This window comes from Bacteroides sp. MSK.20.82, from assembly GCF_019052485.1.
GTDB classification, from domain to species: Bacteria; Bacteroidota; Bacteroidia; order Bacteroidales; family Bacteroidaceae; genus Bacteroides; species Bacteroides thetaiotaomicron.
Genome location: NZ_JAHQUN010000044.1, coordinates 13465 through 33924, shown reverse-complemented (window position 1 = coordinate 33924; position 20460 = coordinate 13465). Strand labels below are relative to the sequence as shown.

20 protein-coding genes and 1 tRNA gene are annotated in these 20460 nt (G+C 45.0%); 12 read left to right on the top strand and 9 right to left on the bottom strand.

All coding sequences use genetic code 11. The annotated features are described in order from the left end of the window. Nucleotides 1-16 precede the first annotated feature (16 nt). Together KTR07_RS22720 and KTR07_RS22715 are read left to right on the top strand one after the other, a co-directional pair. Nucleotides 17-1120 carry a glycoside hydrolase family 18 gene (locus tag KTR07_RS22720; protein WP_072066769.1) on the top strand — a complete coding sequence of 368 codons (1104 nt, stop codon included), beginning with the start codon at nucleotides 17-19 and terminating at the stop codon, nucleotides 1118-1120. 29 nt (nucleotides 1121-1149) lie between these two features. Continuing rightward, nucleotides 1150-2340, top strand: a complete 1191-nt coding sequence (locus KTR07_RS22715; protein ID WP_117981091.1) for a BT_3987 domain-containing protein — start codon at nucleotides 1150-1152, stop codon at nucleotides 2338-2340. Nucleotides 2341-2454: 114 nt separating this feature from the next. Here KTR07_RS22715 and KTR07_RS22710 read toward each other — a convergent pair whose 3' ends face one another. From KTR07_RS22710 to KTR07_RS22675, 8 genes are all read right to left on the bottom strand, one after another. Beyond that, nucleotides 2455-4110: an AMP-binding protein gene (locus KTR07_RS22710; RefSeq protein WP_008762692.1), complete on the bottom strand. Its 1656-nt coding sequence runs from the start codon at nucleotides 4108-4110 to the stop codon at nucleotides 2455-2457. Nucleotides 4111-4117: 7 nt separating this feature from the next. Continuing rightward, nucleotides 4118-4672 carry a helix-turn-helix domain-containing protein gene (locus KTR07_RS22705; protein ID WP_048698562.1) on the bottom strand — a complete coding sequence of 185 codons (555 nt, stop codon included), beginning with the start codon at nucleotides 4670-4672 and terminating at the stop codon, nucleotides 4118-4120. 39 nt (nucleotides 4673-4711) lie between these two features. After that, the gene (proC, locus tag KTR07_RS22700) at nucleotides 4712-5485 is read right to left on the bottom strand and encodes a pyrroline-5-carboxylate reductase (protein WP_016269833.1); all 774 of its coding nucleotides are present in this window, start codon (nucleotides 5483-5485) and stop codon (nucleotides 4712-4714) included. A 135-nt stretch (nucleotides 5486-5620) separates the two neighbouring features. Next, nucleotides 5621-6742, bottom strand: coding sequence for an aspartate aminotransferase family protein (locus KTR07_RS22695; protein WP_061473581.1), 1122 nt, complete (start codon nucleotides 6740-6742; stop codon nucleotides 5621-5623). A 13-nt stretch (nucleotides 6743-6755) separates the two neighbouring features. After that, the gene (gene argC, locus KTR07_RS22690; RefSeq protein ID WP_008762696.1) at nucleotides 6756-7724 is read right to left on the bottom strand and encodes an N-acetyl-gamma-glutamyl-phosphate reductase; all 969 of its coding nucleotides are present in this window, start codon (nucleotides 7722-7724) and stop codon (nucleotides 6756-6758) included. Then, the gene (locus KTR07_RS22685; protein WP_008762697.1) at nucleotides 7721-8929 is read right to left on the bottom strand and encodes an argininosuccinate synthase; all 1209 of its coding nucleotides are present in this window, start codon (nucleotides 8927-8929) and stop codon (nucleotides 7721-7723) included. The genes argC and KTR07_RS22685 overlap by 4 nt, the downstream gene beginning before the upstream one ends. 13 nt (nucleotides 8930-8942) lie before the next feature. Continuing rightward, nucleotides 8943-9521: a GNAT family N-acetyltransferase gene (locus KTR07_RS22680; RefSeq protein ID WP_008762698.1), complete on the bottom strand. Its 579-nt coding sequence runs from the start codon at nucleotides 9519-9521 to the stop codon at nucleotides 8943-8945. A gap of 25 nt (nucleotides 9522-9546) precedes the next feature. Then, nucleotides 9547-10020: an arginine repressor gene (locus KTR07_RS22675; protein ID WP_008762699.1), complete on the bottom strand. Its 474-nt coding sequence runs from the start codon at nucleotides 10018-10020 to the stop codon at nucleotides 9547-9549. 233 nt (nucleotides 10021-10253) lie between these two features. On the opposite strand from KTR07_RS22675, the gene rhaB reads away from it, so the two are divergent. From rhaB to KTR07_RS22640, 7 genes are all read left to right on the top strand, one after another. Next, on the top strand, nucleotides 10254-11711 hold the full coding sequence (gene rhaB, locus KTR07_RS22670) for a rhamnulokinase (RefSeq protein WP_011108961.1): 1458 nt from the start codon (nucleotides 10254-10256) through the stop codon (nucleotides 11709-11711). A 59-nt stretch (nucleotides 11712-11770) separates the two neighbouring features. After that, a complete protein-coding gene (locus KTR07_RS22665) occupies nucleotides 11771-13027 on the top strand; it encodes an L-rhamnose isomerase (protein WP_010536410.1) in 1257 nt (418 codons plus the stop codon). A gap of 3 nt (nucleotides 13028-13030) precedes the next feature. Then, on the top strand, nucleotides 13031-14050 hold the full coding sequence (gene rhaT, locus KTR07_RS22660) for an L-rhamnose/proton symporter RhaT (RefSeq protein WP_008762702.1): 1020 nt from the start codon (nucleotides 13031-13033) through the stop codon (nucleotides 14048-14050). A 12-nt stretch (nucleotides 14051-14062) separates the two neighbouring features. After that, entirely contained in the window at nucleotides 14063-14872 is an 810-nt protein-coding gene (rhaD, locus tag KTR07_RS22655) for a rhamnulose-1-phosphate aldolase (protein ID WP_008766960.1), read from the top strand. 95 nt (nucleotides 14873-14967) lie between these two features. Further along, nucleotides 14968-16122 carry a lactaldehyde reductase gene (fucO, locus tag KTR07_RS22650; protein WP_008766959.1) on the top strand — a complete coding sequence of 385 codons (1155 nt, stop codon included), beginning with the start codon at nucleotides 14968-14970 and terminating at the stop codon, nucleotides 16120-16122. Nucleotides 16123-16263: 141 nt separating this feature from the next. Then, nucleotides 16264-17163 (top strand): AraC family transcriptional regulator, encoded by a 900-nt coding sequence (locus KTR07_RS22645; RefSeq protein WP_008762705.1) that lies wholly within the window; start codon nucleotides 16264-16266, stop codon nucleotides 17161-17163. Nucleotides 17164-17287: 124 nt separating this feature from the next. Then, complete coding sequence (locus tag KTR07_RS22640; RefSeq protein ID WP_011108962.1) at nucleotides 17288-17719, top strand: DUF4890 domain-containing protein; 432 nt, start codon at nucleotides 17288-17290, stop codon at nucleotides 17717-17719. A 321-nt stretch (nucleotides 17720-18040) separates the two neighbouring features. Here KTR07_RS22640 and KTR07_RS22635 read toward each other — a convergent pair. Beyond that, nucleotides 18041-18113 (bottom strand) — tRNA-Met (locus KTR07_RS22635). 238 nt (nucleotides 18114-18351) lie between these two features. Here KTR07_RS22635 and KTR07_RS22630 point away from each other — a divergent pair. From KTR07_RS22630 to KTR07_RS22620, 3 genes are read left to right on the top strand one after another with little or no spacing between them, the layout of a single operon-like run. Continuing rightward, nucleotides 18352-18942 carry a TetR/AcrR family transcriptional regulator gene (locus KTR07_RS22630; RefSeq protein WP_011108963.1) on the top strand — a complete coding sequence of 197 codons (591 nt, stop codon included), beginning with the start codon at nucleotides 18352-18354 and terminating at the stop codon, nucleotides 18940-18942. 16 nt (nucleotides 18943-18958) lie between these two features. Further along, entirely contained in the window at nucleotides 18959-19705 is a 747-nt protein-coding gene (fabG, locus tag KTR07_RS22625) for a 3-oxoacyl-[acyl-carrier-protein] reductase (RefSeq protein WP_008762708.1), read from the top strand. A gap of 9 nt (nucleotides 19706-19714) precedes the next feature. After that, complete coding sequence (locus KTR07_RS22620; RefSeq protein WP_008766957.1) at nucleotides 19715-20386, top strand: RluA family pseudouridine synthase; 672 nt, start codon at nucleotides 19715-19717, stop codon at nucleotides 20384-20386. The last annotated feature ends 74 nt before the right edge of the window (nucleotides 20387-20460 follow it).

Below are 20460 nucleotides of genomic sequence, written 5' to 3'. Positions count from 1 at the left end.
AATTAGGAATTAAGATATGAAGAAATTATTATATATCATATTGGGAGTAATGGGTGCACTGTTTTTTATACAGTGCAGCGACTGGACTGAAATGGAACCGAAGTTCACCGAACCGGTGAATATCAATGGTGAAGACTATTATAAGGCACTGAGAGAATATAAGAAATCCGATCATCCGATTGTTTTTGGCTGGTACAGTGAATGGACCGGAGCTGGAACGAATATGAACAACCAGTTGAGGGGAATTCCTGATTCAATGGATATCATTTCTCTTTGGGGAGGGGCTTTCAATCTGACTGAAGCACAAAAGAGTGATCTTAAGGAAGTGAGGGAGAAGAAAGGTCTCAGAGTTTTATACTGTCAACATATCACAGATATAGGCAGAAGTCATACGCCCGCTTCTGTTGAGAATGATTTTATCGTTGATGGCGTACAATATAACTCAAAGGAAGAGGCAATGGCTGCTTATTGGGGTTGGTATGGCAATTATGGTGACACCTCGGAAGAAGGACAAGAAAAAGCGATCCGTAAATATGCGCGAGTAATTATAGACTCAATCAATAAGTATAACTATGATGGGTTTGATATTGACTTCGAGCCGAATTTTGGTTATTCCGGTAATCTAAGTGGAAACTCGGACCGTATGCATATTCTTTTGGATGAATTATCGAAAGAATTCGGACCGAAATCAGGAACAGGACGCATATTGATGGTCGACGGAGAACCACAGACACTAAACAAGGAGTCGGGTCCTTTATTAGATTATTATGTGGTTCAGGCTTATTACTGTAGGTCGGATGAAGGATATAGTGATGCTTTGGACGGTCGTTTTGAAAGGTTATTAAATAAATTCGGTTCGATAGAGGATGAGGCTACGATTCTTAGCAAAACAGTGTGGTGTGAGGACTTTGAGAAGCATAAAAGCGATGGAGGACCAGAATTTACAACTCGGGACGGTATTGTGACTTATTCATTGAAAGGAATGGCGATGTACTATCGTCCGGGAGTGGATGCCCGCATTGGCGGAGTGGGCGCCTATCGCTTTAATCTTTGTCGTCCGGTGAATGACTATTTCTTTATGCGTGAGGTTATTCAGGTTTTGAATCCCGCTAATCATTAATTGCAAGAACATAACTAAAAAGGATAATTATGAAGATGATTAAATTTACCAGATATGTTGTACTCGGAGCAGCGTTATTGGCTGTCACCGGATGCGACGACGCAAAATTGTCAACTATTGATAATGGGATATATATTGCAGAAGCTGCTCCTTCCAATACGTTTGGTCAGCAGATAGAGGCACAATTGGTGGACGAGGGAGATGTGATAAAGACATTGACCGTCCGTTTGGTTCGTGCTATTGATCAAGATGTAACTGTAACACTGGATATCGATCAGCAACTCATTGATGAGTATAATCAACAGCATGAAGCGTCTTACGAACTTTTGTCGGAAGAATTCAGAAGTTTTGAACGCACAGTTACGATTCCCGCAGGCGAAGTGTCTGCACCAGTCATTAATCTTACTATAAAGCCGTTTACCACCCCCAATAACGAGGCTTATGCGATTCCGGTACGGATTACTTCCGTAACCGGTCCGATAGGACTTGTTGGTAATGCAAACCATATTCTTTATCTGCTTACTTCCCCTAATAAGCAAAAAGCAGTGATTCTGAAATCAGGTAATAAAACCAGTTTGAAGTTTCAAAATGAGATTCCTGTTACTCAATGGACTATAGAATATTGGATCAGATTCGACAATATAACCGGCAGACCGACTGGAAATTGGGTGGGACTTGCTAATAAGTCGTTCAGGGAAATGATGTTTCCCGGCAATGTAGCTCCTCTTTCTTTTAATGGTATATTGTTACGTTATTGGCCGCAGGGCGTTAAACAAATAGCTCCTGTTCTTCAGTGTCAATTAGATGGAAATTATTTTGATAGTGAAGAATTCTGGTGGCCTGATACATGGTATCATATTACTTATACTTATGATGGATCTACTATTCGTCTTTATAAAGATGGTACAATAAACGCCAGTAAGACAGACTCTAGAGATTTTACATTCAATACAATATCTTTAGCGCAGAGCTTTGGTTGGCGCGTGCAGGTAGAACTTGCTCAGATTCGTCTTTGGAGCAAATGCCTGACAGAGAACGCCATTCAGGAAGGAATGTCACGCCAGATATCCGGAGATTCGGATGGTTTGATTGGGTATTGGAAGTGTGATGAAGGAGAAGGAAATGTATTGAAGGATAATAGTCCGAACGGTAATGATATAACGCTTGCCGGAACTCCTGCATGGAGTGAACAATACAATTTCTATCATCCTAATGATTAAGCGGATGGTCGGAGCTTTATCAATTGATTAGAGAATCCGATACTTACAGATAGTGAAAAGAAAAGCCGGCTGCAAAGGATTACAGCCGGCTTTTTGATAAATGGGTTTTATGCCTTATTTCTCATCGTTCTCGCGAATCTCCACGCGACGAATCTTGCCGCTGATAGTCTTGGGCAGTTCGTCAACGAACTCGATCACACGCGGATATTTATAAGGAGCAGTCACCTTCTTGACGTGGTTCTGCAATTCCTTGATCAGTTCTTCTCCGGCACGTGCTTTATAGTCTTTGGACAATACGATAGTTGCTTTTACTACCTGTCCGCGAATCTCATCGGGTACTCCGGTGATGGCACATTCTATGACGGCAGGGTGCGTCATCAAAGCGCTTTCCACTTCGAACGGGCCGATACGGTAACCGGAACTCTTGATTACGTCGTCTGCACGTCCTACAAACCAAAGGTATCCGTCTTCGTCTTTCCACGCTACATCACCTGTGTAGTAAATGCCGTCGTGCCAAGCCTCGTGTGTACGTTCCGCATCCCGATAGTACTCTTTGAAAAGTCCTAGAGGTTTGCCTTTGCTGGTACGGATCACAATTTGTCCTTGCTCTCCGGCTTCCACGGAGCGGCCTTCACTGTCGATCAGGTCTACGTCATACTGCGGATTGGGCAGTCCCATGCTTCCCGGTTTCGGTTCCATCCAAGGCATGGTGGCAACTGTCAGTGTCGTCTCCGTCTGTCCGAAACCTTCCATCAGCTTGATGCCTGTCAGTTTCTTGAACGTTTCGAATACGGCAGGGTTCAGCGCTTCTCCGGCAATGGTGCAGTACCGCAGTGAAGACAAGTCATATTTAGTCAGGTCTTCATGAATCAGAAAGCGGAAGATGGTTGGAGGTGCGCAAAGGGAAGTCACCTGATACTCCTGTATCTTTTCCAGAATAGCTGCAGGCGTGAACTTTTCGTGGTCATAGACGAAGATGTTGGCTCCGGCAATCCATTGTCCGTAGAGTTTTCCCCATACGGCTTTTCCCCAGCCGGTATCAGCGATGGTGAGGTGGAGGCTGTTTTCGTCCAGATTGTGCCAGAAGCTACCTGTAACGATATGGCCTAACGGATACGTAAAGTCATGTGCTACCATTTTAGGTTCGCCGGTAGTGCCGGAAGTGAAGTACATCAGTGAGATGTCGTCATTCGTATTGGCATGTCTCGGGCGGATGAAAGGGGCAGCGTTATCGATTCCCTGATGGAAATCTTCGAATCCTTCCGGAACTTCCGGACCTACACTGACCAGCTTTTCCACGCTCGGACACTCGGGAAGAGCATCTTTGATGTGTTGCAGTATGATTCCTTCGCCGGCAGCCACAATCATTTTGATGTCGGCAGCGTTGCAGCGATAGATAATATCCTTCTTTGTCAGCAGGTGAGTGGCGGGGATTACCGTTGCTCCCAACTTATGCAGGGCGATGGTGCTGTACCAGAACTCATAGCGGCGCTTCAGAATCAGCATCACCATGTCTCCGCGACCGATGCCGAGGCTCTGGAAGTAAGAGGCCGTCATGTCCGTATAGCGTTTCATATCGGCAAAGGAGAACTGACGGCTTTCGCCCTGGTCATTGGTCCAGAGCAGAGCGTTCTTGTCGGGTTGTTCGGCAGCCCAGGCGTCTACTACATCGTAGCCGAAGTTGAAATTCTCCGGTACGTTTATTTTCAGGTTCTTGATGAAATCCTCTTGTGAGGCAAAGCTAGTCTGTGCTAAAAATCTTTCTACCATAACGTTATTACATAATTACGGCCAGAAAACGTACCGTTTTGCCATCGAGCGCTTTCATGCCATGTGGAAGTTTTGAATTAAAATAAATACTGTCTCCTTGGTTCAGGATGATTTCTTTGCCCTCGATGTTGATCAGCATACGGCCTTCAACCACCAGGTTGAATTCCTGTCCGTTGTGGTGATTATAATGGATCGGCTCATCGTCTCCTTTCGGTTCGACTGTGACGATGAAAGGATCGGCGGTGCGGTTCATGAAGCCCGACGCCAGTGACTGGTATTTGTAAGCCCTGGTACGTTCGATGCTGACTCCTTTGCCGGCACGGGTCACGAAGTAGCTGCTCATTTTCGGCTCTTCGCCAAACATCAAAGCATCCAGTGCGATATTGTAGGTACGGGCTATCTTTTGTAGCATACTAACGGAAATGTCGTATTGTCCTGTCTCTGCGAGCTGGTATTCTTCGGCAGATATGTCGCAGTCGCGGGCGATATCTTCAGACGTTAGTTCCAGTACGTCACGTAATCCGCGAAGGCGTTCTGCGATCTGTTTAATTTGGTCATTCATACAAGTGGTTGTTTTTTGATTATTAATAATTTTGCGGTATTATTTGGATGCTTTCATCGCTTTGATGACGGCGGAGGTAAATCCGTTGTGTTCCAGTTCGTTGATTCCCTTGATCGTAATTCCGCCCGGAGTAGTCACTTTGTCGATTTCTACGCTGGGGTGGGTGTCATTGTTCAGAATTAATGCGGCGGCTCCCTTGACGGACTGGGCCACCATTTCCATCGCATCTTTGGGACGGATGCCCATTTCGATGCCGGCCTGCATGGCTGCCTGGATGTATTTCAATACGTAAGCGATGCCGCAGGAAGTCAGTGCCGTGGTGGCGGCTATCTTATCTTCGGGGATGAGCATGGCCATTCCCATTTCGTTGAACAGACGGAGCATAAACTGGTTCTGTTCATCGTTCGTGTTGCGTGCCGCGATAAGCGTCATACTTTCCAGTTCGCTGATGGCAGTGTTCGGAATCAGGCGGAACATCGGCATCTCCGGAGCTATCACAAAGTGTGCGAGTTCTTCAAAACTGATACCAGCCGCTACGGATACGAGCGTCTGTTTGCTCTTCAGCTTCAACTCGCGCATGACGGACTCCACAAACCAAGGCTTCACGGCGAGAATGACAACATCTGCTCCCGTTGCCGCTTCCGTATTGCTCAGAGTGGTGGAAATGCCCGGAAATTCTTCTTTCAGTTTCTCCAGTTTGCCTGCGCTGGGGTTGGATACAATGATATCTGAGTCTGCTATCAGACTTCCTTTTGCCAGGCCGCGGGCTATAGAACCACCCATGTTTCCTGCACCGATAATAGCTATTTTCATATGCGCTTCTTTTTTAATGTATTCTTACAGACAAAGGTAACGGTAAATTGCGAAAAAACAAAAAGCAGCCTGAATAAGAACTGTTTTTCTGTTCGAGGCTGCTTTTTTGTTCGCTGTTTATTAATCAAATATCAGTTAGAGTACTCTTTTGAAACGGGCAAGGAACTCGTCCGCTTCCTCCATGCTGAGGCAGAGAGGGGGTAATAAACGGAGTACATTCGTTCCGCTGGCTCCCGTAAATACGTGTTCGTCGTAGATGAGGCGGCTGCGCAATTCCTTGATCGGTTCTTCAAATTCGAGTCCGATCATCAGTCCGCGTCCGCGCACTTCTTTGATTTGCGGGAATTTCTTGAGTTCTTCCAGCAGGTAGTCGCCGACTGCTTTTGCATTTTCTACCAGATTGTCCTGTTCGATGACGTCCATTACGGCAAGAGCTGCCGAGCAGGCCAGGTGATTTCCGCCGAATGTAGTTCCCAGTTGTCCGTAGACGGGCTTGAACATCGGGCTGATCAGTACAGCTGCCATCGGGAATCCGTTTCCGATGCCTTTGGCTACGGTGATGATGTCTGGCTGGATATGGTTGTATTGATGGGCAAAGAATTTTCCGCTACGGCCGTATCCACTCTGGATTTCGTCCAGAATCAGAATCGTTCCGGTTTCGGTACAAACCTTGCGAAGTTCCTGCATAAATTCGGTAGTCGGTATTTTGATACCGCCCACTCCTTGTATTCCTTCGATGATAACAGCGCATACGTCACCTTTCGCCAGTTCCTGCTTCATCGCTTCGATGTCATTCAGAGGGAGATAGGTCACATGACCGTTGTTGTTGATTGGAGCAATGATGGTGGGGTTGTTCGTAGCCTCCACTGCAAGGGATGTACGTCCGTGGAAGGCTTTGCTGAAAGAAATGACTTTGGTGCGTCCGTTATAGAAAGAAGCCAGCTTCAGCGCGTTTTCATTGGCTTCGGCTCCGCTGTTGATCAGAAACAGCGAGTAGTCTTCATAACCGGAAATCTTTCCCAATCGTTCGGCTACTTGTTGCTGCAGCTTATTGATCACCGAGTTTGAATAGAAACCAAGGGTTGCTACCTGATTGCTGATCATCTCCACATAGTGGGGATGCGCGTGTCCGATGGAGATGACGGCATGCCCTCCGTAGAGGTCCAGATATTCCGTACCGTTTTCATCCCATACCTTACAGCCTTGTCCTTTGACTATATTGATGTCATATAAAGGATATACGTCGAATAATTTCATAATTCTTCTGTTTTTAGAAAGCGGAAGGTTTCAGCCGTAATCCTACGGTTTCTTCCAGGTTGAACATCAGGTTCATGTTATGAACTGCTTGTCCGCTGGCACCCTTCAGCAAGTTGTCGATACAGGAGATAATCAGCAGTTTGTCACCATGTTTCTCCAGATGTATCAGACATTTATTGGTATTTACGACTTGTTTCAAGTCTATATTCTTATCTACAATATGCACGAAGGAGTCTTTTGCATAATATTCCTCATACATGCGAACGATTTCTTCGAGTGCAACTTTCGTTTTTACGACAAGAGTGGCAAAGATGCCGCGCGGGAAATCTCCCCGATAAGGAATAAAGTCGATCTCTGAATCGAAGCTGTTCTGCAACTGCTTCAGTGATTGCTTGATTTCCGGCACGTGCTGATGATCGAAGGCCTTGTATATACTGATGTTATTGTTACGCCAACTGAAATGACTGGTAGCACCGGGCTTCACGCCGGCACCGGTACTTCCAGTGATGGCATTGACCGAAACATCGCCTGTCAACATCAGATTCTTGGCTAGCGGAAGCAAACCTAACTGGATGCAGGTAGCAAAACAACCGGGGTTGGCTACGTGCTTCGCCGTACAGGTAGCACGACGGTTCAGTTCCGGCAGACCGTAGATGAAGTCATGATCGTCACTCTTGATGCGATAATCCATCGAGAGGTCGATGATTTTCAAATCTTCCGGCACGTTGTGGCTTTCCATGAATTTCTTCGTGTCACCGTGGGCGGTACAGAAGAATAGTACATCTATTGCGTCCAGAGGTAACTGGTCGGTAAATCTCAGGTCGGTTTCTCCGTATAGTCCTTCGTGTACGTCGGTGATTCGGTTTCCGGCATTACTGCTGCTGTTGATGAATACGATTTCAGTTTCCGGATGGTTGAGCAGCAGACGGATTAATTCGCCTGCTGTATATCCTGCGCCACCAATGATTCCTGCTTTAATCATATCTCTTCGTCTTTATGGTTATTGTAGTAAACACGCAGCGGAGTAGAAGTTACCTTAATAAAGCCCTTAGCATCTTCGGCTGTCCAGCCTTTCTGCATTTCACCATATTCGCCGAACTTCGTTTTCACGAGGTCGTCTTCCGATTCTACACCGACGGTAGAGAAAGAAAGCGGGCGGAGCTCGAGGATTGCCGTACCGTTAACGTTACGCTGGCTTTCCTGAAGCATGGCTTCGATGTCACGCATCACCGGTTCGAGATACTGGCTTTCGTGGAGGAACATTCCGTACCAGTTGGCCACCTGATCTTTCCAGTATTGCTGCCATTTGCTCAATGTGTATTTTTCGAGGAAGCGGTGAGCACCGATAATCAACATCGGAGCGGCAGCCTCGAAACCCACACGGCCTTTGATGCCGATAATCGTATCGCCCACGTGCATATCACGTCCGATACCGTATGCGGCACCGATCTCTTCTACCTTCTGGATAGCTTGGATCGGATCATCGAATGTTTCGTCATTGACAGCTTTCAGTTCTCCCTTTTCGAAAGTGAGACGGAGTTGTTCGCTGCCTTCTTTTTCCACATGTTTCAGGTAGGCTGTTTCCGGTAATCCCTGTGCGGAGTCGAGGATTTCGCCACCACAGATGGATGTACCCCACAAACCTACGTTATAAGAGTATTTCAGCTTGGTAAAGTCTGCACTGAAACCATGTTTGTTCAGATAGTCGATTTCTTCCTGACGGCTCAATGCCATATCACGGGTCAGCGTGATGATTTCTACATTCGGAGCCAGTACAAGGAAAGTCATGTCAAAACGAATCTGGTCGTTACCTGCTCCGGTAGAACCGTGGGCGATGGCATCCGCACCGATTTCGTTGGCATAACGTGCGATGGCCAATGCCTGGAAGATACGTTCCGAGCTGACGGAGATCGGGTAAGTACCATTACGCAGCACATTTCCGAAAACCATATATTTCAGACTCTTTTCGTAGTATTCCTGAGTAACGTCCAATGTTACATATTTCACTGCTCCCAGTTTGTAGGCGTTTTCTTCGTTTGTCTTCAGCTGTTCTTCGCTGAAACCGCCCGTATTGGCACAAGCTGCATATACTTCGTAACCTTTTTCTTTAGCGAGGTACATGACGGTGAACGATGTGTCCAGTCCGCCGCTGAATGCCACCACTACTTTTTTCTTCTTTTCTTCCATAGTGCTGTATATATTAAATGTTATTTCTTTCTTGTTCTTTTTTTATGTTCCGCGGGTCTGTCGGATCGTACAGCATGGCTGTGCAGATGCAGAACTTACGGTTTTTAGCTACCAGTATATCGTGGTTGGTGCAGCCTTCGCATCCTTTCCAGAAAGCCTCGTCGTCTGTCAGTTCATTGAAAGTGACGGGGACATATCCTAGTTCGGTGTTCATTTTCATCACTGCAGCTCCGGATGTCAGACTGAAAATCTTAGCTTTCGGCCATCGGAGACGTGCCAGTTGGAAAGATGCTTGTTTGATGCGCTTTGCCAATCCTAATCCGCGAAAATCGGGATGTACAATCAGACCGGAGGTTGCTACGTATTGCTTGTTTCCCCATGATTCGATATAGGTGAAACCTGCGAATGTGTCGCCACAGAGCGCGATTATTGCTTTGCCCTCTTTCATTTTAGTCGCTACGTATTCGTGTGTGCGCTCTGCGATTCCGGTTCCTCGTACGGCAGCAGCATTTCTGATAGTTTCCAAAATAGTGTCAACGTAAACCTCATGTGAGGCGTCGGCTACCATAACATCTATTTGTTGAGTGTCCATTTCTTTATATATAATATAGGTATAGTTATTCGATATTCGGAATGATGAGCGACAAAAGCTGACGTACTTTGCTTGTGGCTACTCCTTCACGCAGAACCAGCATGATGGTATCGTCGCCGGCAATAGTTCCCAGAATCTCGCTGAACTCATTGTTGTCAATATCATAAGCCATGCTGCTGGCGTAACCGGGACGGGTACGAATGACAGCTATATTGCCGGAAAACTGTAGGGAGATAAATCCATTGTTGCGCAACATCTCACCGGCACTCTGGTCAGTGGAACGTTTATACATGATGTTATTCGGCAATACATATACATACTTACCGTTCATACTTGCAGCTTTGGCTACTTTCAGTTGTTTCAAGTCGCGGGAGAGGGTGGCTTGTGTCAGTTCGAAGCCTTCACGGTTCAGCTCTTGCAGTAGTTCTTCCTGCGAGCCTACCTCCTTGCTTGAGATAATCATTTTGATGGCGTCTAACCGATTTGCTTTCTTCTTCATTGTATAATTATTCTAAGAATGGCGCAAAATTATGCATTATTTCGGAGAAAACATGCATAAATCATGCTTTTTTTGCATAAAAAGTAAAATTTATACTGATGTAAGGTTTGGCTATGCAGATTTGTGTCAAAATGCACATCCTTTCTATCAAAATGCGTAAGGAAAAGGAGGAAGGAACCGCCTATCTTTGCAATGTAGGTAAATGGATACCTTAAATATATAGACAAAATACCATGAAACAGAACTTTTTTGCAGTCGACCTGGGCGCAACAAGCGGCCGTACAATCTTAGGCTCTTTTATTGAAGGCGGATTAAATCTGGAGGAGATTAATCGTTTTCCTAACCACTTGATCGAGGTGGGTGGACATTTCTATTGGGATATTTATGCATTATACCGTCACATTATCGACGGATTGAAATTGGTAGCTCACCGTGGCGAATCTATTGCCTCTATCGGTATAGATACATGGGGAGTAGATTTCGTCCTCCTTGGAAAAGATGGAAACCTGCTTCGCCAGCCTTATGCATATCGTGATCCGCATACGGTAGGAGCACCGGAAGCCTTTTTCTCTCGTATCTCTCGTAGCGAGGTATATGGTAAAACTGGTATTCAGGTAATGAATTTTAATTCACTTTTCCAATTAGATACTTTGCGTCGCAATCATGACAGTGCATTGGAGGCAGCAGACAAAGTTCTGTTTATGCCGGATGCGTTGAGCTATATGCTGACCGGGAAGATGGTAACCGAATATACCATTGCTTCCACTGCCCAATTAGTGAATGCACATACGCAACGTCTGGAACCGGAGTTGCTGAAAGCAGTCGGACTGCAAGAAGAGAATTTCGGTCGTTTTGTCTTCCCAGGTGAGAAGATAGGAACATTGACTGAAGAAGTGCAAAAGATAACAGGATTGGGGGCAATTCCTGTGATTGCGGTGGCCGGACATGATACCGGATCTGCTGTAGCAGCTGTTCCCGCACTTGATCGTAATTTCGCATATTTGAGTAGCGGTACTTGGTCGCTGATGGGGGTGGAAACAGATGCACCGGTAATCACTGCTGAAACAGAGGCTTTGAACTTTACGAATGAAGGTGGCGTAGAAGGCACAATTCGCCTTTTGAAGAATATTTGTGGAATGTGGTTGCTGGAACGTTGCCGTCTGAATTGGGGAGATACAAGCTATCCGGAATTAATAACCGAAGCGGATTCGTGTGAACCATTCCGTAGTTTAATCAATCCGGATGACGACTGTTTTGCAAATCCTGCGGATATGGAACAGGCCATTCGTGAATATTGCCGGACTACTGGGCAGCCGGTTCCTGAGCAACGTGGACAAATAGTACGTTGTATCTTTGAGAGTCTGGCTTTGCGTTACCGTCAGGTGTTGGAAAACTTGCGTGCGCTTTCTCCTCGTCCTATCGAAACTCTGCATGTGATTGGTGGAGGTAGCCGTAATGACTTGTTGAATCAGTTTACTGCTAATGCTATCGGCATCCCGGTTGTGGCAGGACCGTCTGAGGCAACAGCTATCGGTAATGTCATGATTCAGGCAATGACGGTGGGAGAGGCGACGGATGTTGCCGGTATGCGTCAGTTGATAAGCCGTTCAATTCCGTTGAAGACTTATCACCCACAGGATATGGCAGCTTGGGATGCGGCTTATATCCATTTTAAAAACTGCGTTCGATAAATTCCGGAGAATCAAAAAATAATCGACAGAATAATATTAACTTTTAATAATAGAATATCATGAAAAAAGAAGAAATGATTCAGAAAGCGTATGAGATTGCTGTTGAACGCTATGCAGCAGTAGGTGTAGATACTGAAAAGGTACTGAAAACCATGCAGGACTTCCACTTGTCACTTCATTGCTGGCAGGCTGATGATGTAACGGGATTTGAAGTGCAGGCAGGTGCACTGAGCGGAGGTATTCAGGCAACCGGTAATTATCCGGGCAAAGCTCGCAATATTGATGAACTGCGTGCCGACATTCTGAAAGCCGCTTCTTATATTCCGGGTACACACCGTTTGAACCTGCACGAAATCTACGGGGATTTTCAAGGTAAAGTGGTAGACCGCGATCAGGTAGAGCCTGAACATTTCAAGAGCTGGATTGAATGGGGTAAAGAGCATAACATGAAACTCGATTTTAACTCTACTTCCTTCTCACATCCGAAATCTGGTGATTTGTCACTGTCTAATCCGGATGAGGGCATCCGTCAGTTCTGGATTGAGCATACCAAACGTTGTCGTGCCGTTGCCGAAGAAATGGGTAAGGCGCAGGGTGACCCGTGTATCATGAATCTTTGGGTACATGACGGAAGCAAGGATATCACTGTAAACCGCATGAAATATCGTGCATTGTTGAAAGATTCTCTGGATCAGATATTTGCTACTGAATATAAAAACATGAAAGACTGTATTGAATCAAAAGTATTCGGTATCGGTCTGGAAAGCTATACAGTAGGTTCCAATGACTTCTACATCGGTTATGGCGCATCCCGTAATAAGATGGTAACTTTGGATACCGGTCACTTCCATCCGACTGAAAGTGTTGCCGACAAAGTATCTTCTCTTTTGCTTTATGTGCCCGAATTGATGCTGCACGTAAGCCGTCCGGTTCGTTGGGATTCCGACCACGTAACCATTATGGATGATCCTACAATGGAACTGTTCAGTGAAATTGTTCGTTGCGGTGCGTTGGAACGCGTACACTACGGTCTCGACTATTTCGATGCTTCTATCAACCGTATCGGTGCTTACGTTATCGGTAGCCGTGCTGCTCAGAAATGTATGACACGCGCTTTGCTCGAACCGATTGCCAAGCTGCGTGAATACGAAGCTAACGGACAGGGATTCCAGCGTCTGGCTCTGCTCGAAGAAGAGAAAGCGCTTCCATGGAATGCAGTATGGGATATGTTCTGCTTGAAGAACAACGTTCCGGTAGGCGAAGATTTCATTGCAGAAATCGAAAAGTACGAAGCGGAAGTAACTTCTAAACGATAAGTGATGGATATTCTAATAGGCTTGTTGATTATAGCCATCGGTAGCTTTTGCCAGTCCAGTTCCTATGTACCTATTAAAAAGGTGAAGGAATGGAGCTGGGAAAGCTTCTGGTTAGTACAAGGTGTGTTTGCCTGGTTAGTGTTCCCGTTTCTGGGATCACTGCTGGGGATACCCGCAGGAGGCAGTTTGTTCGACTTGTGGGGAGCCGGAGGTGCTGGAATGAGCATCTTTTATGGTGTATTATGGGGAATAGGCGGATTGACTTTCGGACTCTCCATGCGTTATCTGGGTGTTGCGCTTGGACAAAGTATCGCATTAGGTACTTGTGCCGGATTCGGAACCCTTTTTCCTGCCATCTTCGCCGGAACCAATCTGTTCGAAGGTAACGGACTGATTCTTCTTCTAGGAGTTTGTATTACGCTGGCGGGTATTGCTATCATTGGTTATGCCGGTGGCTTGCGTGCACAGAATATGAGCGAAGAAGAAAAACGGGCTGCCGTAAAAGACTTTGCATTGACAAAAGGTTTGCTGGTAGCACTTCTTGCGGGTGTGATGAGTGCCTGCTTTGCTTTGGGACTGGATGCCGGAACTCCTATCAAGGAAGCTGCTTTGGCAGGTGGTGTGGATGGACTTTATGCAGGTCTTCCTGTTATCTTCCTCGTGACTTTAGGCGGATTCATGACAAATGCCGCTTACTGCCTGCAGCAGAATATAGCTAATAAGTCTGTCGGTGACTATGCCAAAGGAAAGGTATGGGGTAACAATCTCGTCTTCTGTGCGTTGGCCGGTGTGCTGTGGTATATGCAGTTCTTCGGATTGGAAATGGGTAAGAGCTTCCTCACGGAAAGTCCCGTGTTGCTGGCTTTCTCATGGTGTATCCTGATGGCGCTGAACGTAACCTTTAGTAATGTATGGGGAATCATCCTGAAAGAGTGGAAAGGAGTATCTGCCAAAACAATCACAGTGTTGATCTGTGGTTTGGTAGTCTTGATCTTCTCACTGGTATTCCCGAACTTGTTTTAATAATAAATAGATATGAAATCAATTTTAGAAAATCGTCCGGCACTTGCCAAAGAAGTAAACAAGGTAGCTGAAGTTGCCGGATACTTGTGGCAAAAAGGATGGGCTGAACGTAACGGTGGTAATATCACTGTAAATATCACAGAGTTTGTAGACGATGAAATCCGTCGGATGGAACCGATTAGCGAAGTAAAATCCATTGGCGTTACATTGCCTTATCTGAAAGGATGTTACTTTTATTGCAAAGGAACCAACAAACGCATGCGTGATCTGGCTCGCTGGCCGATGGAAAATGGTTCGGTGATTCGCATTTTAGATGATTGCGCCAGCTATGTGATCATTGCCGACGAAGCGGTGGCGCCGACTTCGGAACTGCCTTCCCACCTGAGCGTACACAATGATTTGCTGAGCAAGAATTCTCCTTATAAAGCATCTGTCCATACTCACCCGATCGAACTGATTGCCATGACTCATTGCGAGAAGTTCCTTCAGAAAGATGTGGCAACCAATCTGTTATGGAGTATGATTCCTGAAACGAAGGCGTTCTGTCCGAGAGGTCTGGGTATCATTCCTTATAAATTGCCTAGTTCGGTAGAGTTGGCGGAAGCCACTATCAAGGAATTGCAGGACTATGATGTAGTCATGTGGGAAAAACACGGTGTTTTTGCCGTAGACTGCGATGCTATGCAGGCTTTTGATCAGATTGACGTGCTGAATAAGTCGGCGCTGATCTATATTGCTGCGAAGAATATGGGCTTCGAACCGGATGGTATGAGTCAGGAACAAATGAAAGAAATGTCCGTTGCTTTCAATCTTCCTAAATAATACTTGTATTAATCACTGAATTTATCTACTTTAGCGACCGCAGCATTTTCTATCGATGGAGAATGTTGCGGTAACTTTAAAATTATGACACAACTATGAATCGCATTATTCTGAATGAGACCTCTTATTTCGGTGCAGGATGCCGGAGTGTAATTGCTGTGGAAGCAGCCAGACGTGGCTTTAAGAAAGCCTTTTTCGTAACAGATAAAGACCTTATCAAATTTGGTGTTGCAGCCGAAATCATTAAAGTATTTGATGACAATCATATTCCGTATGAACTTTATAGTGATGTAAAGGCTAACCCTACCATTGCTAATGTGCAGAATGGTGTGGCTGCCTATAAGGCTTCCGGTGCAGACTTTATCGTAGCTTTGGGTGGTGGTTCTTCTATCGACACGGCAAAGGGGATTGGTATTGTTGTGAATAACCCGGATTTTGCCGATGTGAAATCTCTGGAAGGTGTGGCTGATACCAAACATAAGGCTGTTCCTACCTTTGCATTGCCTACTACTGCCGGAACTGCTGCTGAAGTGACTATCAATTATGTGATTATCGACGAAGATGCACGCAAGAAAATGGTATGTGTAGACCCGAACGATATCCCTGCTGTAGCTATTGTAGATCCGGAACTGATGTATTCCATGCCGAAAGGACTGACTGCCGCTACAGGTATGGACGCGCTGACTCACGCCATCGAAAGTTATATAACTCCGGGTGCATGGGCTATGAGCGATATGTTCGAACTGAAAGCGATTGAAATGATTGCTCAGAACTTGAAAGCAGCGGTAGATAACGGTAAAGACACAGTTGCCCGCGAAGCAATGTCGCAGGCTCAATATATTGCCGGCATGGGATTCTCCAATGTAGGTTTGGGAATCGTACATTCCATGGCTCACCCGTTGGGCGCTTTCTATGATACTCCTCACGGCGTTGCCAATGCGCTGTTGTTACCTTATGTCATGGAGTACAATGCTGAGTCTCCGGCTGCTCCGAAATATATCCATATTGCCAAGGCGATGGGCGTCAATACAGACGGTATGACAGAAACTGAAGGTGTGAAGGCGGCTATCGAGGCAGTGAAAGCGCTTTCTCTGAGTATCGGTATCCCACAGAAATTGCATGAAATCAATGTGAAGGAAGAGGATATTCCGGCATTGGCGGTGGCTGCATTCAATGACGTTTGCACAGGTGGTAATCCGCGTCCTACGTCAGTAGCGGAGATTGAAGTATTATATCGGAAAGCATTCTGATTTTAATTGTATAAGGTTTGTTTTTTATAAGCATCCGGAGGATCTGGACAGGTGCTCTGGATGTTTTTTTACTGTTTAGCGTGTGTTTTTTGAAAATAATTCCTACTTTTGTTCAATTCAATTGTATGAAAACACGCCTGTATGACTGAGGATAATAATTTGGGATTAGAATTTAAATACTTGATAGTTAATGACATGGACCGCAAATTCGGTCTGTGGGTGAATACGGTTGGCTATCAGTCTATCCCTCCCGATTCTCCTTATCCGCTGAAGGAGCATCCGTCCGGTTACTATTTCAATGCCGAAAAAGGAAGAGTATTGCGGGAATATCAATTGGTCTATATTACAAAAGGGCGCGGTTTGTTTTCTTCCGATTCTACTCCTGAAAGACAAGTTTGTAAAGGTCGGCTGATGGTGTTGTTTCCCGGACAGTGGCATACTTATTATCCATTGCGGCAGACCGGATGGACGGAATATTACATTGGTTTTGAAGGTCCGGCGATTGATACGATTGTGGGCGATGCCTTTCTTTCTCAGGAAAGACAGATATTGGAAGTCGGTATTAATGAAGAACTGGTATCTTTGTTTTCCCGCGCTTTGGAAGTGGCAGAAGCGGATAAAATATCTGCCCAGCAATACCTTTCCGGAATCGTACTTCACATGATTGGTATGATTCTTTCGATTTCCAAGAATAAGGTCTTCGAGATGAGTGATGTCGATCAGAAGATCGAGCAGGCAAAGATACTTATGAATGAAAATGTATCCGGCAATATTGATCCGGAGGAACTGGCGATGAGACTGAATATCAGTTACTCATGGTTCCGCAGGGTTTTTAAGGAATATACCGGCTATGCACCCGCCAAATATTTTCAGGAACTGAAACTTCGTAAAGCCAAGCAAATGTTGGTGGGAACTTCCCAGTCAGTAAAAGAAATTTCTTTTTTTCTGGGCTTCCAGTCTACCGAATATTTTTTCTCCTTTTTCAAAAAACGTACCGGGCTTACTCCGCTTGAATACCGCTCGTTCGGTCGGGAAGAATAAACATAAAGTTATTTATTGTTAATCTCCTCGATGTGATTTAACCTTTCCGTTTTAATCTGGTCAAATATAATATTGCAATGATGCAATCGGTTTATTATCAGATTAACTATAAAAGAAAAAAGAAATGAAAAGAATCGTATTTTGGATGGTAGCTTTGCTACTGATGAGTGGTGTGGCAATGGCACAAGGAAATCGCCAGGGTGGAAGACAACAGATGGATCCGAAAACCCGTGCGGAACGTATGACAGAGCGTATGGTGAAAGAATACTCTTTGAATGAAGATCAAAAGCAACAATTACAGGATGTCAACCTTACATGGGTGCAAAAGATGGCTGCTAATCAGGGCGGACGTTCGAAAGATAATAAAGCTGCCAAGATGACTAAGGAAGAGCGGGAAAAGAAGATGGCGGAAATGAAGAAGTCCCGTGAAGATTATGATGCCCAGTTGAAGAAGATTATGACTAAAGAACAATACGATAGCTATGTGAAAAAACAGGCTGAACGTGAGAAACAGATGAAAGAAGGGCGTCAGAACCGGCAAAAAAGACAAGGGTAATATAGATTGTAATGAATGGATGTACTTCCTTTCGGAAGAAGAATTAAGGAGATACTACTGATTTTTGAGGTAGTATCTTTTTTGTATTCGGGTGATTCTTATTTTGCTTTTTGAGGTTGTGAACAAGTCACATCCTGCTTGTTTAAAAATGAGTCTCTTATATAGTTAATTTGTTTGTTACTAATTAATTAACCTGTTAATAACTTTGTTGATAACGTGGTTAATATAAGATTGGGGTTGTGAATAAAGGAACTGTAATCAGTAGAATCTTACCGGAGAGAGATAAAAAAAGAACCACTTAAAAAGCGATTCTTTAGTAAGTTGCGGAGATCCGACTCGAACGAATGACCTTTGGGTTATGAGCCCAACGAGCTACCAACTGCTCCACTCCGCGATGTTTAACGGGTGCAAAGGTACGGCTTTTCTTGAATAAAACAAATTATTCTCCAATTATTTTTTAGAAAAAAGATCGAATTATCTATATTGTGCTGAAAATGAGAGAGGTATTGATGGAACTTTTTTTAGTACCTATTAATATACAAATGTTAATATTCTGTGCGTTTTCTTGTGTGGTCTAAAGAAAAGAATTACTTTTGCTCAAAATATTCAGCAATGTGCAATTTGTATAACCTATGACCGTATCAAAAACGAAAGCCAAGTTAGTAGACGTTGCCCGCCAGCTTTTTGCAAAGATGGGGGTGGAGAACACTACGATGAATGATATCGCCCTCACTTCGAAAAAAGGTAGAAGAACGCTTTATACCTATTTTAAAAGTAAGGATGAAATCTATTTGGCTGTTGTAGAATCGGAATTGGATATCTTGTCGGATATGATGAAGAGGGTGGCTGATAAAAACATTTCGCCGGACGACAAACTGTTGGAACTGATATATACCCGATTGGATGCAGTAAAGGAGGTCGTTTATCGGAATGGAACCCTGCGTGCTTATTTCTTCCGTGATATATGGCGGGTAGAAAAAGTGCGAAAGAAATTTGATGCGAAAGAAATCCAGATTTTTAAAGCTGTGTTGTTGGAGGGACAGGCGAAAGGAGTGTTTCACATTGATGATGTGGAGATGACTGCCGATTTGATACATTACTGTGTGAAGGGAATTGAAGTTCCTTATATCCGTGGGCATATAGGAGCTCATCTGGACGAAGAAACAAGAAATAAATATGTGTCCAACATTGTGTTTGGCGCACTGCATAGAACAGAAATTTAATTAAATAACTTTTAGTATGGGATTATTAGACGGAAAAACAGCCATTGTAACCGGTGCCGCCCGTGGTATTGGCAAGGCTATCGCTCTGAAGTTTGCTGCCGAAGGTGCAAACATTGCATTTACTGACCTGGTCATTGACGAAAATGCAGAAAAAACAAGGGTAGAACTGGAAGCAATGGGTGTGAAAGCCAAAGGTTATGCTTCTAACGCTGCTAACTTTGAAGATACTGCAAAGGTCGTAGAAGAAATCCATAAGGACTTCGGACGTATCGATATTCTGGTGAACAATGCCGGTATCACTCGTGACGGTCTGATGATGCGTATGAGCGAACAACAATGGGATATGGTAATCAATGTGAACCTGAAGTCTGCATTTAACTTCATCCACGCTTGTACACCTGTTATGATGCGTCAGAAAGCTGGTAGCATTATCAACATGGCATCTGTAGTGGGTGTTCACGGTAATGCGGGACAGGCTAACTATGCTGCTTCCAAAGCCGGCATGATTGCATTGGCCAAGTCTATCGCACAAGAACTGGGCTCTCGTGGCATCCGTGCCAACGCCATTGCTCCGGGATTCATCCTGACAGATATGACTGCTGCTCTTTCTGACGAAGTGAGAGCTGAATGGGCAAAGAAAATTCCTTTGCGTCGTGGCGGTACTCCTGAAGATGTGGCAAACATCGCTACCTTCCTGGCATCAGATATGTCTTCTTACGTATCAGGTCAGGTGATTCAGGTAGATGGTGGTATGAATATGTAATCGAACAGTATGACTGTCGTATACGAAGACAACCATATAATTGTAGTCAACAAGACCGCTTCCGAGATTGTCCAGGCAGACAAGACGGGCGATACACCGCTTTCGGAAACTGTGAAGCAGTACCTGAAAGAGAAGTATCAGAAACCCGGAAATGTTTTCATCGGTGTGACACACCGGCTGGACCGCCCCGTAAGCGGCCTTGTTATTTTTGCCAAAACGAGTAAGGCACTCACTCGTCTGAACGAGATGTTCCGTACCAGTGAAGTGAAAAAGACTTACTGGGCAGTAGTAAAGAATGCCCCCAAAGAGCCGGAAGGTGAATTGGTGCATTATCTGGCACGTAACGAGAAGCAGAACAAGAGTTTTGCTTATGACAAAGAAGTGCCGAATAGCAAGAAAGCGATTCTGAATTATCGGCTGATCGGACATTCGGAGAATTACTATCTGCTTGAAGTAGACTTGAAAACCGGACGTCATCATCAGATTCGTTGCCAGTTGGCAAAAATGGGATGTCCCATTAAAGGAGACCTTAAATATGGCGCTCCGCGTTCCAATCCCGATGGCAGTATTTGCCTGCATGCGCGGAAGGTACGCTTCATCCATCCCGTGTCAAAAGAGCTGATAGAGCTCGAAGCCCCTCTTCCCGAAGGAAATTTATGGAAAGGATTTGAACTGCTTTAGTCAGTGCAAGTCCTTTTTCTTTTGCCAAAAGAGTAAATATCCCTGCCATCCATTCGGTAAACTCTGGCGACAGC